This is a genomic window from Sulfidibacter corallicola, assembly GCF_017498545.1.
In the GTDB taxonomy this organism is placed as follows: domain Bacteria; phylum Acidobacteriota; class Holophagae; order Acanthopleuribacterales; family Acanthopleuribacteraceae; genus Sulfidibacter; species Sulfidibacter corallicola.
In genome coordinates this window covers 9,374,345-9,389,862 of the sequence record NZ_CP071793.1, presented here as the reverse complement: position 1 = coordinate 9,389,862, position 15,518 = coordinate 9,374,345, and the positions used below count along the sequence as shown (strand labels likewise).

Genomic DNA, 15,518 nt, shown 5'->3' with positions numbered 1-15,518 from the left:
ATCCGTGTCAGTCCGTGTGATTCGTGGGCAAACAAAAAATGTAGATCGCGATCCAACGCGGGAAGGAAACTCCCGACATCGCTCACTAAGCCCTTCGGGTCGTTCCTGGTGACCAGGGAAGAACCGTCCACGAATCACACGGATGACACGAATATGCGTTGGTCCAAACATGTCGAAACCAAGGGGCTTTTGGTGGTACTTGATGTGAACCTTGATAATTTTAGGTATTAAGGTGTGAATATGCCTTGGCCCGAGAGGACATGAAATGGAAGCCCGCCGCTCCGGATCGGGATGGCGCCAGTGAGCAGAGAAGAGATCGGGAAGCCGAAAAACCTGGCAAAGCCCCATCCCCAAACGCCGTGGTGATGGAAGCCTGATTCGTGTCGACCTGTGCCATTCATGGACAAGATTCGAACCCTTCGGTGGAGCCTGAGCATTGGAGCGGAGCCGACCCGGCGAGGAGGGGGTTTCGTGTCCTTTTGTGGACAAAAACACCAAAGCACACGAAAGGGTAACTCCCAACATCGCCTGCTCGGTAATCAGAACGCTCATTCGATGGGTGTCAGGAGTCTGTTTTTTAAAGTTCAGCTCGGGCTCTTCTCAAAACACCTGTCGTTTGCCCTTCATGGGTCCTGTTTATTCGTGTCCATCCGTGTGATCCGTGGACAAATAAAAAATGTCGAGCCCGATCCACCACGGGGAGGAACCGACCCCGTTGGGCCTATACTTTGTCGTGTCTTTTCGTGGTTTTCTTGGGTCCACTAAAAACACGGAAAAACACGCCAAGGCTTCGTCTGAGTGGTCTTCCCAGTCTGGAAGAAATGTTCCAATCCAGGATGACGAAACTCGAGCATCTAACCTTGGCCCCTTGAAATAGAGGGTTTTTACCCTTTGAACCTATAATCCAGGCGAGGTCGAAGCGCGAGATTCGGAGGAAGGAAACCGTTCGTGTTCGTGTTTTTTCGTGCTTTTCGTGGACTCACTCCGGGTTGGCGAGCCATAGATCCGAGTCGCTTTTGTCGATGACCGACATCCAGACGTCGCCGTCCAGGCCCACGTGGAGTCCGCCGAGGGGATAGATTTCCATCTCTAGCGGCACCCGTCGCCGGGTGGCCCCATCGTGATCGAGATAGACCAGCTCGGTCTCCATGTTGCCTTTTTCGTTCAGGTAGACCACGCCGGACTCGGTGACGCACCAGTTCGTGGCCGCCGTTGCCGGAAAGTCTTCGGCGACCTTTTCGGGTGCCTCGCTCGCCGCGAGGTCCAACCGCCACAGGCCGGGCTCACCCTGGCGGCTGAAGTACAGGCGGGAGTCGCGCGCGCCGAACCGCCCGATAAACCCGCCATCGCGCGTGACCGCTTCCGCGGTGCCGCCCATGGCGGGCATCCGCATGAGCTGCCAGGAGCCGTTTCGGTTGGTGGTGAAGTAGATGTAGCGACCTTCGGGCCCGAACACGGGGAACCGTTCGTCGGTGGCGTCGCGGGTCAGCCGCTGGACTGCCGGTTCGGCAGCGCTTCGGTAGCGGAACAGGTCGAATTGGCCGTCCTGTGGGACGGCAAACACCAGATCACGTCCGTCGGGAGACCAGCTCATGCTCGTCGAGAACCGCTGGGCGAATCCCTTCACCCGCCTGGGTTCGGCGCCGTCGCCGTCAGCCAACCAGAGTTCGGTGGAGCCGCTCCGGTTCGAGAGAAAGGCCAAGCGCGTGCCGTCGGGACTGGGGGTGGCCTGCCAGTCCCAGTGGGTCGAAACGATCGGTCGAGAGAGGGTGCCGCCGGCCAGGCGCAGTACGTTGATTTCGCTCTTCCATTCTTCGTAGGCGAACGCGCCAGGGCGCGCCGCCGGAGCTGGGCGTGTCGCGTTTCGCCCCTGGGTCGGCACGTACGCCAGGCTTTGGGTTGCCGTATCCAGCTTCCAAAGCGAGTAGTTCCCCGCGCGATTGGAACTGAACAGCAGGGTCCGCCCATCCAGCCACATCAGGCCCTGGATGTCGTGGTTCTCCGCGGTGAGTCGAACCGTTTTCCCCGATGCCAACGCCAACACGTGGATGTCGCCGATGGCTTGGGTGCGAAAACGAACGAAGGCCAGGCGCGTACCGTCCGGCGAGCGTGCGGGTTGGCGGTCCCCGAGGTATTGGGCCGGTGGATCCGTGAGGATTTGGAAGCGATCGTCGGCCAGGGATCGCCACACGATGCGCAGGGGGCCCATCTTCGAGGGCCGGTCCGCCAGGTAGAGACCATCGCCATTCGCCGCCCATTCGAGGTCCAACTGGCCCTGGGGGTTCGCGGAGCGGTACAGCCGGTGCAGTTGCCCGGCTTCGTCGCGGAGCATCACCGTCACGGCGTCCGCCTCTTTGGAGAGAAAGGCCAATTGGCGACCGTCCGGCGACCACCGGGGCGCGAACTCGTCGCCTGGCAGTTCGAGTAAAATATTGGGACTGCTACCTAATTCACCGGAATAAAGATCGGTTTGGTAGGCCCGGAATCCTTCGTACCGGAAATGGCTGAACACGTAGGATCGCCCATCCGGTGACCACGAAGGCTCCATTTCGTAGCCTGGCAGGCTGGTCAGGGGTCGGAAGCGATAACCCGGCGACCCCTCGTCCGATGGCATCGGAGGTGACTCCAGGCGCGAGGAGAGCCACGCCGTGGTCAGCCCGAGCAGCAGGAGACCGGCCATCAGGGCGGGCACCTTCGAAGGCGCGGCGGGCGCTTGGTCGCCGCCCGTCGGGAGCGGTGGGTGATCTTCGATGGGCGTCGCGTGCGGCGGCGTCGCCAGGGGTTCGGGGGAAACCGTCAACCGATACCCGATTTTCGGAATGGTTTCAATCATGCCGCGTGCCGTGGGATGGTTGCCCAGGGCCTTTCGCAATTTCGACAGGGCCCGATTGAGCGCGTGATCCGAGACGTGTTGTTGGGCCCAAATCTCCCGGATCAGTTCTTCTCGCGAAACCGTTCGCCCTTGGTGTTCCGCGAGATAGACCAGAATCCGCATGACCAGGGGCTCCAACCGAACCGTTTCGGTCGGCCCTTCGATCCGGTTCAGGTCGGGCCGCACCGTCAGGGGGCCCAGTCGAAACGGCAAACTCTTGTCCTGCGCCACCATGTACATCTCCCGAGGCTGTTTTCGTCGGCTGAGGGCTTGTCCCAATCTATCAGTTTGCGGTCCCGAGCCCCATCCTTTTTGCGCAGCCAACCACCAGGAATCAAAGGTTATAAAAAGGTCAGCAAAAGGTCAGCGGGCCGTGAGGACCTTTTGCCACGGAGTCCGTTAGGGTGGCGCAACACGTTCCAGGAGGTTTCCCCCATGCTACCGATGCTACTTACGACCCTGTTGCTCATCGAGTCCGGCCCGCCCAATTTCCATCGACCCATGTGGTCGCCCGACGGCAAGTACCTCGCGTTCATGTCCGACAGCGTCGGCAACTGGGAGTTGTTCCTGTGGGACCAACGATCGCCGAAGCCCACGCGCATTACCGAATCGCCTTCCTTCGACGGATACGCCTTTTGGGCGCCGGACGGCAAACGATTCCTGTACATCATGGCGGGAGAAACGGTGCCGCAGGCGATTTACCTGTACGACCTGACGCGAAAAACGAGCAGGGCGCTGACCAAACCGAACGACGGTGCCATTGGCGGCAAATTCTCGCCCGACGGCAAGTCCATCCTGCACAGCCGGGACCACGACGGCGTCCGGCATATCTACGTCATGGACGAGCACGGCGGCAATGTGAAACGGCTGACCCACGGCTCGGCCACGTATCACGGCTCGCCGATCTACGATCCAGCCGGTGAACGAATCGCCTACGTGAAAAATGAAGGTACGGGCTACGAACTGCGTTTGATGGATCCAACCGGCAAGCCGTTGGGGGTGGTGACTCGGGATGCCTCGCGAATTTACGGGTTGTGGTGGTCGCCCGACGGAAAGTGGCTGGCCTACAACGCCGAGCGCGACGGCGCCTATGAAATCTTCAAGATCGAGGTGGATGGCGGCAAGCCGATCCGGCTGACCCACAATCGCAGCATCGATCACCTTCCGGTTTGGTTGAGTCAGGATCGCCTGGTGTTCACTTCTTATCGCGGTGGGCCGGAGGAGGTCTACGAAATGAATGCGGACGGTTCGATGGTGAAAAAAGTGGCGATGCCGACCATGCCTACCAAGTGAGTCCGCCAAAATCCGTCCACCAAAAACTGTCCACTAAAAACACGAAAAAACACGAAAAGCCCACGGGAGCGCTGTGACTCTCGTGGGCCTGGATCTTCGTTCGTAGGAGGGTCGCTTAAATTACGTGTAAGCGAAACTAGATGTGAAACCCTAAACATGTCTCAACAGGTGGGTTGCCCACGGGAGCTCATGTGCTCATCTGGACCTGAATCCTCACTGGTTGGAGCGTCAAAATCATACGTGAACGAAGTCCAATGCAGGGTTTGTAAACGTATTGAAGCGATGGTTTTAGGCTTTGGTGGTCACTGAGCTGCCACATGGGAATTCATTTGATTTCACCAAGAATGCCCTTCGCGGAAGAACCACCCCAGCTAACTCGGGAGTGATGACCTAGGAATCCGAGGTAACCAACTGGGAAAGAACAGAACGGATTCCCGAAACCCATCGAGGAAGCGGTCGCCGCACTGGGCACGGCATGCAGGAGGTATCCATTTCGCGCTTTTGTCCACCAAATTGACGAAGGGCCCCGAAAAACCACCCAGCGAACCCGGGAGTGATGACCTAGGATTCCGAGGTAACCAACTGGGAAAGAACAGAACGGATTGCCGAATCCCATCGAGGAAGCGATCGCCGCCCTGGGCAGGTAATGCAGGAGGTATCCATTTCGTGTTTTTGTCCACGAAATTCACGAAAGGCCCCGAAAAACCACCCCAGCGAACCCGGGAGTGATTATCTAGGTTTCCGAGGTAACCGCCAGGGAAAGAACAGAACGGATTCCCAAAACCCATCGAGGAAGCGATCACCGCACTGGGCAGGCCATGCAGGAGGTATCCATTTCGTGTTTTTGTCCACGAAATTCACGAAAGGCCCCGAAAAACCACCCCAGCGAACCCGGGAGTGATGACCTAGGTTTCCGAGGTAACCAACGGGGAAAGAACAGAACGGATTCCCGAATCCCATCGAGGAAGCGATCGCCGCACTGGGCAGGTAATGCTGGAGTAATCCATTTCGTGTTTTTGTCCACGAAATTCCCGAAAGGCCCCGAAAAACCACCCCAGCGAACCCGGGAGTGATCATCTAGGTTTCCGAGGTAACCAACTGGGAAAGAACAAAACGGATTCCCAAAACCCATCGAGGAAGCGATCGCCGCACTGGGCAGGCCATGCAGGAGGTATCCATTTCGCGCTTTTGTCCACGAAATTGACGAAGGGCCCCGAAAAACCACCCCAGCGAACTCGGGAGTGATGACCTAGGTTTCCGAGGTAACCAACTGTGAAAGAACAAAACGGATTCCCGAACCCCATCGAGGAAGCGATCGCCGCACTGGGCAGGCAATGCTGGAGTTATCCTTTTCGTGTTTTTTCGTGTTTTTAGTGGACAGCTTTTAGTGGACAGTTTTAGTGGACGCCGCCCGTATTCAGGATCGGCTGCGGACCGCGATCGCCGCACAGGACCACCATCAGGTTGCTGACCATGGCCGCTTGACGTTCCTCGTTCAGCGAGACGAGCTCGTCCCTTTTCAAGCGCGTAAGTGCCATTTCCACCATGCCCACCGCGCCCTCGACGATCTGCGATCGGGCCGCGACCACCGCGCTCGCCTGCTGTCGCTGAAGCATGGCCGCCGCGATTTCCGGCGCATAGGCCAGATGGCTGATGCGGGTTTCCAGCACTTTGACCCCGGCTTTTTTCAAGCGCTTCTGTACTTCCACCTGCAGTTGTTCGCTGACCTCGCCGGTACTGCCCGAAAGGCTCAGGCCGCCGCTGCCGTGACAGTCGTAATCGTAGCTCGTGGCCAGGTTGCGCAGGGCCGCCTCCGACTGGACGTGGACGTAGTTTTCAAAGTCGTCCACTTCGAAAACGGCCTCCGCCGAATCGACGACCTTCCACACGACCACCGAGGCGATCTCGATGGGATTGCCCGATTTGTCGTTGACCTTGATGGTCTCGGTGTCGAAGTTCCGGACCCGCAAAGATATGGGCTTTTTGCTGTAGAACGGATTGGCCCAGCGCAGGCCGGGATCGCGCACGGTGCCCACGTAGCGGCCGAACAACTGGAGGACCTTGGCCTCGTTCGGGTTGACCATGAAGTACCCGAACAGGCAGAAGAAGGCGACCAGCATGGACAACACGGCGAAAACGACGACCAATGTGTCTTCGTTGGTGGCACCCCAGATGAGCACGCCGACCAAGGCGAGCATCGACAAAATGTTGGTAACCAGAAGGGGAATCCCTTTCCAGGCGGCAAGACGGATCTCGTGAATCATGTGACAACTCCTAATCGAAAAGGTTAGCGCCTCGGACATGGTAGAGATGCATTAGATGCTCTATGAAATGCGGCGTCGGTTTTCGGAAAGAAGGGCCGCATGGCCGGTTTTCGGCACCGGTTCGGATGGTTCGCACGCGGTGGCGGGCTACCCGAATGCCGGACTGCGAGCGACCAATGCGGGCCCTTAGGGGATCCGGCCATTTTTGGTTTGGGTTGAACTTTCGGTCGGCATAAGATAGGGGAGATCCTCTAAAAAACCAAGTTCCGATGATGGGAGTGAGTCATGATTTCTGGGACACATGTGGTCGTGTACAGTGAAAACCCCGAAGCCGATCGCGCTTTTTTTCGAGATGTTCTGGAGCTGCCCAACGTGGACGTAGGCGGCGGTTGGCTGATCTTCGGACTGCCGCCCTCCGAGGTGGCCGTACACCCCGCCGAAAAAAACGATACCCACGAACTGTTTCTCATGTGTGACGATATCGAGGCCGTGGTCGCGCGTTTGGCGGAGCGGGAGATCGCCTGTGAGCCCGTGCAGGACCAGGGTTGGGGACTCCTGACCTATCTCACGCTGCCCGGTGGCGGCCGACTGGGGGTGTACCAGCCGCGTCACGAGCGGCCGCAGAACCCGCAATGAGATGTCGGTTCCCGATTCCGTTTCATTTTTTCGACGGTACCGCCACGGGCGGGTGCCGGCAGAGAGGTCGTTGTGAAGCAATACATCAGTCTGGTCACGTTGGTCGTCGAGGATTACGACGAGGCGATCGCCTTCTTCGTGGGTAAGCTCGGGTTCGCTCTGGTCGAGGATACGTGGATCGAAGCGCAACAGAAGCGCTGGGTGGTGGTCACGCCGCCAGGGGCGACCGAGTCGCGTTTGCTGTTGGCGCGTGCGGTGGGAACGGACCAGGTTTCCCGCATCGGCAACCAAACCGGTGGCCGCGTGGGGTTCTTCCTGTTCACCGACGATTTTTGGCGCGATTACCGCCGCTACCGGGAAGAGGGGGTGGTGTTCACGCGCGAACCGGTGGAACAGCCCTACGGAACGGTCGCCGTATTCAAAGATCTCTACGGCAACCAATGGGATCTGGTGGAACCCAAACCCGGCGCCTCCGATTGAAACGAGGCATGGTGTTCATCCGGTAGAGGGTGAGGTTCGACCTTTTTGTTTTGGCAAGACGGGCGCCGAAGCGGTAGCGCACCATCTCGGCCAAGGGTGACTGCCCGTTTTCACGATTCGCGTCACGGCCCGCATGGGCTTGCTGATGGAACGGGAAATCTCCGCTTGACAGGGGATCGAACCAAACGCATGCTTATTTACGTAGTCAACTACGTAAATGTCTACGGAGGATCTCTCATGGATGATCACCACGATTTTCTCTCTTCGCTGGGGCCGCTCGGCCTCACCCTGCGGCTCAAGCGCTTGGCCGACCGATTCACCGAGGACGCGCGTCGCCTCTACGGTGCATTGAACCTCGTGCTGGAGCCCAACTGGCACGCCGTCCTGCTGTTACTTGCCGAGCACGAACCGCTGACGGTCACCCAGGTCGCCAGCCACCTGGGCTTGAGTCATCCCTCCATCGTGTCCACGTCACAAAAGCTCGAGAAGGCGGGTTACGTCGTGGCCAACACGGCGACCCACGATCGCCGCCGCCGCATGCTGCAACTCAGTGAGGAGGGGCGGGCGCGGCTCGCGGAGTTCCGGGACCTGTGGGATGCCTTCCGCGACGAACTCGCCGACATGATCGAAGTCGGCGGCGGGGACTTGATGGCCGCCGTGCAGGGGCTCGAAACCCAGTTGGCCCGTAAAGGCTTGGATCAGCGGGTGCGCAATCGGCTCGCCCGGCAAGCGGTTTCGGAAGTTCGCGAGAAAGACCGTCCCGACGTGCCGCTCCAGATTCGGCACATCGACGTGGAGGACCGCAAGGCCGTGGTCCGCATTGCCCGCGAACTCGTGCGGTCGGCGGACACCTACGCCTTCGACCCCAACATCTCGGACGAAGAGCTGTGGCAGTTCTGGAACCCGAAACCGCCTGGCCAGGGTTTCGTGGCGACCCTCGAAGGCGAGGCGGTGGCCACCTGTCTCATTCGACCCAACCATGCCGGCCCCGGATCCCATGTCGCCAATGCCGGTTACGCGGTTCGGGCGGACATGCGAAGCTTGGGGATCGGGCGCAGGTTGGGAGAGGCATCGCTGGGGTTGGCCGCCGAACTCGGCTTCTCCGCGATGCAGTTCAACAAGGTACTGAGCAGCAACGTTGCGGCGGTGAAACTGTGGCGATCACTGGGGTTTCGGATCATCGGCACCATTCCGGACGGGTTCCGGTTGCCCAGCGGCGAAATGGTGTCCTACCACATCATGTACCGCACGCTTTGAGGGGATCATCCCGGCCAAGCACGGCGAATCATCGGACAGGTAGCGGGGCCCGACGAAGGCCGTGCTTCGGCGGTGACCCGCACCATGTCAGTCCTGGCCCTTCCAGGGTACCAACCAGCGTTCCAGGCCGCGCATCAGTAGATCGAAACCATAGGCGATGAAGCCGATCACGAAAATGCCCGTGATGACCACATCGGTTGCGAGGAAGTCCTTCGCGTTCAGGACCATGAAGCCCAGGCCGGCCGTGGCGGCGACCATTTCGGCGGCCACGAGGGTCGTCCAGCCGAAGCCGATGCCGACCCGCATCCCGGTCAAGATCTCGGGAAGTGCGCCTGGCAGTACGATGTACCGGATGATCTGAACCCTCGACGCACCCAGGGTGGCGGCGGCCAGGATCTTCTCCCGAGCCACGGCCCGAACCCCCGCGCGCGTGCTCAGGCAGATCGGCGCGAACACGGCCAGGAAAATCAACACGATTTTCGCCGTTTCGCCGATGCCCAGCCAGATGATGATCAACGGGAGGTATGCCAAGGGCGGCAGTGGTCGGTAGAATTCGATGACCGGGTCGAGAACGCCCTTGGCCAGGTCGTGAATGCCCATCAGGATGCCGATCGGCACCGCGGTCAGGCAGGCCAACGCGAAGGCGCTGAACACCCGGAACAGGCTCGCCCAGGTGTGCTGCCACAGGGTGGAATCGGCAAAGCCCTCGGTGATCAGATCTCCCGTTTTGCCGAGAACCTGATTCGGTGACGGCAAAAACAACGGCTTCACCCAGCCCTGGGTCGTGGCCAGCCACCAAAGCGCCAACAATGACAACGTGGTGATCAAGCTGATCGCGATCGTGGTTCTCGGCGCGAAATGCCGATTCAGCGGATCCTTGACCGGTTGACCGTTCATGACAGCGCCTCTTGTTTGGGGTGAATGATTTCCAAAACTTCTTCACGCATGGCGATGAATGCCGGGTCCGATTTGATGGCGCGGGAGTCGCGCTCCTTCAAGAACCGATGGCAGAAATCCAGGTCGTAGATCTTGTGGATCCGCCCGGGTCGGGGCGTCATGACCACCAGCTTGGTGCCCATGAACAGGGCTTCCTCGATGCTGTGGGTAATGAACAGGACCAACTTGCCCGATTTCCGCCAGAGGTCCAGGATCAGCTCCTGCACCGACTCGCGGGTGAGGGCGTCGAGGGCACCCAACGGCTCGTCCATCAGCAGGATCTTGGGGTCCGCCGCGAGCGCGCGGGCAATCCCCACCCGTTGCCGCATCCCGCCCGAAAGCTCGTAGACGCGGTGATCGGCAAATGCCGCCAAGCCCACCCAATCCAGGCACTGACGTACCCGTTGTGCGCGTTGCGCGGACGGCACCTTCTGGAATTTCAATCCCAAGGCGACGTTGTGGAACACGTCCAACCAGGGCATGAGGGCGTTCTTTTGAAACACCACGCCCCGGTCGACGCCCGGACCCTCGACGGGCGAACCATCCATCAGGACGGATCCGGAGGTCGGCGACATGAAGCCGGCCAGCAAATTGAGAAGGGTGGTTTTGCCACAGCCGGAGCGGCCGATCACGACCACGAAATCGGAGGGCTCCAGAGCCAGCTCGATGGACTGGAGCGCCGTCACCTCCGGCGTTTTGCGGGAGGCGGGGAACACCACCGAGACATTGCGAAATTCGATGACGCTCATCGAGGCTCCGCGGCCGGATCGCCGATCAGCGTTTCGGCGAACCGCTTGGTGACGAAGGGACCGTAGGCGTCGTGAACCTGGTTGATCTTTTTCTGGTTGCGGAGAAAAAGCGCCGTGTCGTACAGCGCCTTGGCGGCACCCCCGTCCAGCCAGGCCGCGCTGCACTGTTCCTCCGGAGAAGGGAAGTGGTACTGGGCGAGCACGGTCGGCACATCCTCGGGCTTGGCCCCGGTCAATTCCGCAATGGCCTTGATTTGTGCGGTTTCGGGGGTCCATGAGGCTTTGTTCTGACGGTAGTCCTCGTCCATCTTGGCGATGACGCCGACAAAACTGTTCATGAAATCGGCCTGGTTGGCGGCAAACGAGTTGAGGACGATCATGCCGTCGAAGGTGGGTTTGCCCAGGTCGGCCAATTCGCCGGAGGTCAACAGGACCTTGCCGGTCTTGGTGATTTCGTTGAGGATCGGGCTCCAGACGAAGGATGCGTCGATCTGGCCTTGACTCCATGCGGCCATCACCGCATCTGGCTGAAGATTGAGGAGTTTGACCTCTTTGGCGTCAATGCCGTAGTGCTCCAACGCCACCAACATGTGGTAGTGGGTCGTGGAGGCGAAAGGCACGCCCACGGTTTTGCCCTTCAGATCCTCGATCGTTTCGATGCCGCTGCCTTCGCGCGCCACGAGGGCTTCATTGTCGCGAATCGCTTCGAGAATCCAGAACAGGGAAACGTCCACCCCGCGACTCATGGCGGTGGCGATGGGGCTCGATCCCGCGACGGCGATCTGCACGTCACCCGAGGCCATCGCCGCGATGACTTCCGAGCCGGAGTTGAATTTGCGCCACTGGATGGTACGGCCGGTGGCCTTTTCGAAGGCACCCGACTGAATGCCCACTTTCCAGGGGTTGAGCATGCCTTGGTAACCGATGGTGACCGGCTCCTGTTTTTCGACGGAAGGGGCGGACGAGGGCTTTTCGCTTTGGGTGCAGCTTGGCAGGAGGATCGCGAACGACAATGCGAGCAGGAGGCTGGATAGGGATACAATCTTCATGGTGATCTCCAAATGAATGACAAATTATTAACGGATTTTAGGATCCCGTGCTACCGAAACCCTGTGCCGGACGGTGTTCGACGGCGAAAGGGTGGCGTTTCGATTTCCGGGATGGCGCTTTCGATCGATTAAAAAAATAAATTGTGTCACACCTGATCGATGTTGGCTATCTAACCCTTTCAGAACGACGAACGAGGAGATCCCAAATGGAACCGGACTTGGATTCATTGGTCGGGCTGGCCCAGTCGGGCGACAAGGACGCGCTGGAGGATCTGGTCGGCTGCATTCAGCACGACATCCACCATCTCGCCATGCGCATGCTGGTCAATCCGGAGGATGCGTTGGACGCGACCCAGGAAATCCTGATCCTGGTGGTGACCAAGCTTTCGACCTTTGCGGGGAAAAGCGCGTTCAAAACCTGGCTTCACCGCGTGGCACTGAATTACCTGCTCGGTGCGCGGAAGGTTCAGGCCCGCGATCCCGGGTTGACCTTTCAAATGTTCGAGGAAGATCTGGAGCGCGGCTTGGTGGAGCCTGCACGGGCCGTTCAGGAGGATCGGGTGCTGCTCAACGAGCTGCGCGTGTCGTGCACCATGGCGTTGCTGTTGTGCCTCGATCTCAAGCACCGGGCCGCCTACCTGTTGGGATTCATCCTCGAATGTTCCCACGACGAGGCCGCGGAAATCCTCGGCATCACCAAAGCCAATTTTCGCAAGCGGTTGTCGCGGGCCCGCGAGCAGGTAGAGCGTTTCACGACCCGGGCTTGCGGCATCGCCAACGAAAGCGCGGCCTGTTCCTGCCCGCGAAGACTGCCTGCCGCCATGGCGCACCACCGTGTCGCAAAGGGGCGGATCCTGTTTTCCGGTGGAGATACGCCGGCCTACGAGGATGTTTTGGACAAGACCCGGAAATTGGAGAAAGATCTGAAAACTCTGGCCTTGCAGCGGGCGACCCGGCACTTCGACAGCCCCCGCGATTTTGGGAAGCTCATCCACGACATCGTCACGATCCAACCGTAACCACCAACCAGCCGGAAACACGTGTCGGCCGAAGGTCGCGTACCGGTGCAGCCCCGTTTCAGGCTGGTGACCAACCTGCGACATCGGCGCCCGTCAAGCCGAAAGGTCTCGGCTGTAGGATTTCGTCCGTACGAGGGCGGGTCCTAGCCAGGCGCGAGACGCGCTGCCGGCTTGGCGTCCGAATGCGCGCCCCGAGGAAGTACCCATGAAGATGACCAAGACCCTCTCGTGTCTTGTCGCGATCGCCGTGGCCGTCATGGTTCACGCGATCGCCCACCACTCGAAAAAAGGAGATCCAATGAAGCTCGAAGAACAGAACGTCATGAAGGCCGTGCTCGGTATGACGGCCGCATTTCACGCCAAGGACATCGAAGGGGTCATGGCCAGCTATACCCCGGAGGCGATCGTCGTGTTCGAACCGGGGAAACCGACCGGCGACGCCGAGTCCATCCGCGAGGGTTTCCAGGGCTTTTTCGCTGTGAATCCCGAATTCAGTTACGCGTGGCACCAGGTTTACGTCACCGGAGATTCGGCCGTGCACATCGCCCCCTGGCGCATGACCGGTCGGGCGCCCGATGGGACCGAAATCAACCAAAGCGGCCTGTCCGTCGCCGTACTGCGGCGCCAACCCGACGGGAAGTGGCTCCTCGCAATCGACAATCCCTACGGCAATACCCAGGTGCCGGCGCTTCGGCACTGACTCCTCCTCGAACCACGGCATCCGGTCGACTTGGAGATGGATTGTTCTCGATGAAATACCCGACGCCCACATGTGACGTCGGAATTCGGCAATCGAATCCTTCCATCCGTTAGACGACCTTTTCGATCGATTCCAGCCGCGAATACGGCGTGGGATGTAGGACTTCCCGCGCCTTTTTTCACGGGCCATCGTTCGGTACCGGCGAATGGGACTTCTCTTCAGCCATTGCACATCCAACCAACCCAGGTTGGACGTCCCGATCTTTCCCTTTCCGGGTGGACACTAGTTACCGAAGGCCTCCGCCGCCGGTTTGGGTTTGGCCAAATAGAAACCCTGGAACTGGGTGATGCCCAATTTGTCCAATGCCTTGAGAAGGGTCGGGTTGTCTACGAACTCCGCCACCAGGTCGATGGGTTTGTCGGTCTCCTGACGCAGTTCCCTGACCAGGTCGACGATCGATTTGATGCCGATCACGCTGAAGCGGTGCTTTTCACCCCGCTCGCCGTCGATCAACAGCTTGTTCAGCCCTTTGACCAGGGCCGCGTCGACCTTGAAGTAATCCGGAATGATCCCGTGTTCGCATAACTGCATCAGGCGAACCAGGTTGGAGCTGCGGACGCCATAGTCGTCGAGGGCCAGCCGGCACCCGGCCTTGACCATTTTCTTCAGGGTGCTCATGCTTTCCGGCGAGAGTTCGTCTTCCTCGCCCCACTCCACCAGTTCGATGATGAGGCTGGTGCTGGACACTCCGTATTGGTCGATCAGGTCCTCGAAAAAGTCGAAATAGGATCTTCCCCGGATGGTTTGGCCCAGTTCCTCGGTAGTGAAATTGATGGCGATATCCACATCGAGGCGGCGAATTTCCTTGAAGACCATCGGCAGGAAGGCTTCGGTCACCTCGTGAATGCGGCGCTCTTCCTTCATGGCCCGAAAGAAGCGAATCGGACTCAGCCCTTCCGACCGCCACAGGACCTCGAACTTGCGTCGGGACTTGCGAAACAGGCCCTTGGACTTGTTGAAGATTTCCTGGTACACGGGAAAAAACCGTTTGTGCTCCAGGATGTCCAGGGCCGTCTGGTATTCCTGGTTCTCCCGTTCCTTTTCGGTTTCCATCTCGGGCTGAAAAATGGCCGGTTTGCCTTTTCTGCTCTGCTCGACGGCGATTTGGGCGCGTTGCAACACCTTTTCCGTTTCGTTGAGGACCACACCGATGACCGCATCGAGCCGGTTGGCTTTGGGAAGCTTGTGAACCTGCTCCATGACCTTGCCACTGAAATTCTCCGCCTGCGCCGCTTGGCTCCAGTCACCGATCACCGAAAAACCGGGACCGTCCTTGTAGGTTTGGCCCTCACCCAAACCGGTCGTGCGAATGATCTCGGCGATGTTCTGCAGAATCTCGTTGCCGGCCTCTCGCCCGTCGCGCTCGTTGATCTGCGCCAACCCGTTGAAGGTGAAGCGAACCAACGAGGTCTCTTGGCCTTCTCGTTTACTGAGGTCCTGCCGCAATTGTTGGGCGTCGCCGATATGGTGACTCAGGTGATCGGTCGATTCACGGCCGATCGGCGACGTGCCCTGAAGCTGCCGCTCCAACGTGGTCAGGAGCTGGCCAAAGCCGTTGATCAGGATCAGAACCCGCTCGGTGGGGAGATGGGCGTGGCAGGGTTCTTCGAAGGTCAGGGCCGCGCGTTTCACCGAAGCCAGGGCTCGTCGAACCTGCACCAAGTACTCGAGCATTTCGCGGGGTTCTTCGAGGACGTTCGCCAATGGCGGCTTGCCGGCCTCGCGAATGACGGCGCCCAGTTGATGCAGGGCGAAGATCAGCTTTTCCGAACCCGAGAGGATCAAGCCTGGACGCGAAGCAAGGGCTTGTGCCAGTTCCTCGGAAGAAAGTTGGATCCGCTCGAATAAAAAGGATCGATCCATCGGTAGGTCCCTTCGATGTGCCGGCATCGGATCAGTGGTTCCGACTTGTTGGTAGTTTGGAGAGAGCTTTAAACGAGAAGTCAGCGAGAATCAAGGCGGTGGCTTTTCGTCGGGCTGATCGGTAAAAAAAGGATGACACCTTAATTCTGTATTTGCTGAGAGGGGGAGCCTATCCTCGCAGGATTATTTGGGGGAATAGGTTTATTTTACCATGGAGGCCGCGGAAGACCTGGAGATGAAACCGGATTTATCGAAATTGGAGGCTCGCCCCGTTCGGCTCTCATGAGAAAGAGGCATGCTGTGTAGTAACGCACTGGTTTCGAATGGATTAGGGGCGACA

Annotated in this window: 12 protein-coding genes; 6 read left to right on the top strand and 6 right to left on the bottom strand. The window is 59.3% G+C overall.

What is annotated here, in order from left to right; genetic code table 11:
• Positions 1–979: 979 nt before the first annotated feature.
• Positions 980–3,106 (bottom strand): winged helix-turn-helix domain-containing protein, encoded by a 2,127-nt coding sequence (locus tag J3U87_RS28275; RefSeq protein ID WP_237379144.1) that lies wholly within the window; start codon positions 3,104–3,106, stop codon positions 980–982.
• A gap of 201 nt (positions 3,107–3,307) precedes the next feature.
• Between J3U87_RS28275 and J3U87_RS28270 the strand changes: the two genes are divergently transcribed.
• Positions 3,308–4,165 (top strand): hypothetical protein, encoded by an 858-nt coding sequence (locus tag J3U87_RS28270; RefSeq protein ID WP_237379143.1) that lies wholly within the window; start codon positions 3,308–3,310, stop codon positions 4,163–4,165.
• Positions 4,166–5,562: 1,397 nt separating this feature from the next.
• Here the strand turns inward: J3U87_RS28270 and J3U87_RS28265 are convergent.
• Entirely contained in the window at positions 5,563–6,429 is an 867-nt protein-coding gene (locus J3U87_RS28265; RefSeq protein WP_237379142.1) for an SPFH domain-containing protein, read from the bottom strand.
• Positions 6,430–6,714: 285 nt separating this feature from the next.
• Between J3U87_RS28265 and J3U87_RS28260 the strand changes: the two genes are divergently transcribed.
• The 3 genes from J3U87_RS28260 (at position 6,715) to J3U87_RS28250 (ending at position 8,802) form a co-directional block, all read left to right on the top strand.
• On the top strand, positions 6,715–7,065 hold the full coding sequence (locus J3U87_RS28260; protein ID WP_237379141.1) for a VOC family protein: 351 nt from the start codon (positions 6,715–6,717) through the stop codon (positions 7,063–7,065).
• 72 nt (positions 7,066–7,137) lie between these two features.
• The gene (locus J3U87_RS28255) at positions 7,138–7,545 is read left to right on the top strand and encodes a VOC family protein (protein ID WP_237379140.1); all 408 of its coding nucleotides are present in this window, start codon (positions 7,138–7,140) and stop codon (positions 7,543–7,545) included.
• A gap of 237 nt (positions 7,546–7,782) precedes the next feature.
• Positions 7,783–8,802, top strand: a complete 1,020-nt coding sequence (locus tag J3U87_RS28250) for a bifunctional helix-turn-helix transcriptional regulator/GNAT family N-acetyltransferase (RefSeq protein WP_237379139.1) — start codon at positions 7,783–7,785, stop codon at positions 8,800–8,802.
• Positions 8,803–8,889: 87 nt separating this feature from the next.
• Here the strand turns inward: J3U87_RS28250 and J3U87_RS28245 are convergent, their stop codons facing one another.
• From J3U87_RS28245 to tauA, 3 genes are read right to left on the bottom strand one after another with little or no spacing between them, the layout of a single operon-like run.
• Positions 8,890–9,699, bottom strand: coding sequence for an ABC transporter permease subunit (locus tag J3U87_RS28245; protein ID WP_237379138.1), 810 nt, complete (start codon positions 9,697–9,699; stop codon positions 8,890–8,892).
• Positions 9,696–10,487: a taurine ABC transporter ATP-binding protein gene (locus J3U87_RS28240; protein WP_237379137.1), complete on the bottom strand. Its 792-nt coding sequence runs from the start codon at positions 10,485–10,487 to the stop codon at positions 9,696–9,698. The genes J3U87_RS28245 and J3U87_RS28240 overlap by 4 nt, the downstream gene beginning before the upstream one ends.
• Positions 10,484–11,536 carry a taurine ABC transporter substrate-binding protein gene (gene tauA / locus J3U87_RS28235; RefSeq protein ID WP_237379136.1) on the bottom strand — a complete coding sequence of 351 codons (1,053 nt, stop codon included), beginning with the start codon at positions 11,534–11,536 and terminating at the stop codon, positions 10,484–10,486. The genes J3U87_RS28240 and tauA overlap by 4 nt, the downstream gene beginning before the upstream one ends.
• Before the next feature lie 206 nt (positions 11,537–11,742).
• Between tauA and J3U87_RS28230 the strand changes: the two genes are divergently transcribed.
• Both J3U87_RS28230 and J3U87_RS28225 read left to right on the top strand, forming a co-directional pair.
• A complete protein-coding gene (locus tag J3U87_RS28230; protein WP_237379135.1) occupies positions 11,743–12,555 on the top strand; it encodes an RNA polymerase sigma factor in 813 nt (270 codons plus the stop codon).
• Positions 12,556–12,760: 205 nt separating this feature from the next.
• Entirely contained in the window at positions 12,761–13,255 is a 495-nt protein-coding gene (locus J3U87_RS28225) for a YybH family protein (RefSeq protein WP_237379134.1), read from the top strand.
• Positions 13,256–13,537: 282 nt separating this feature from the next.
• On the opposite strand, the gene J3U87_RS28220 is transcribed toward J3U87_RS28225, so the two are convergent.
• The gene (locus J3U87_RS28220; protein WP_237379133.1) at positions 13,538–15,178 is read right to left on the bottom strand and encodes an EAL domain-containing protein; all 1,641 of its coding nucleotides are present in this window, start codon (positions 15,176–15,178) and stop codon (positions 13,538–13,540) included.
• Between the last annotated feature and the right edge of the window lie 340 nt (positions 15,179–15,518).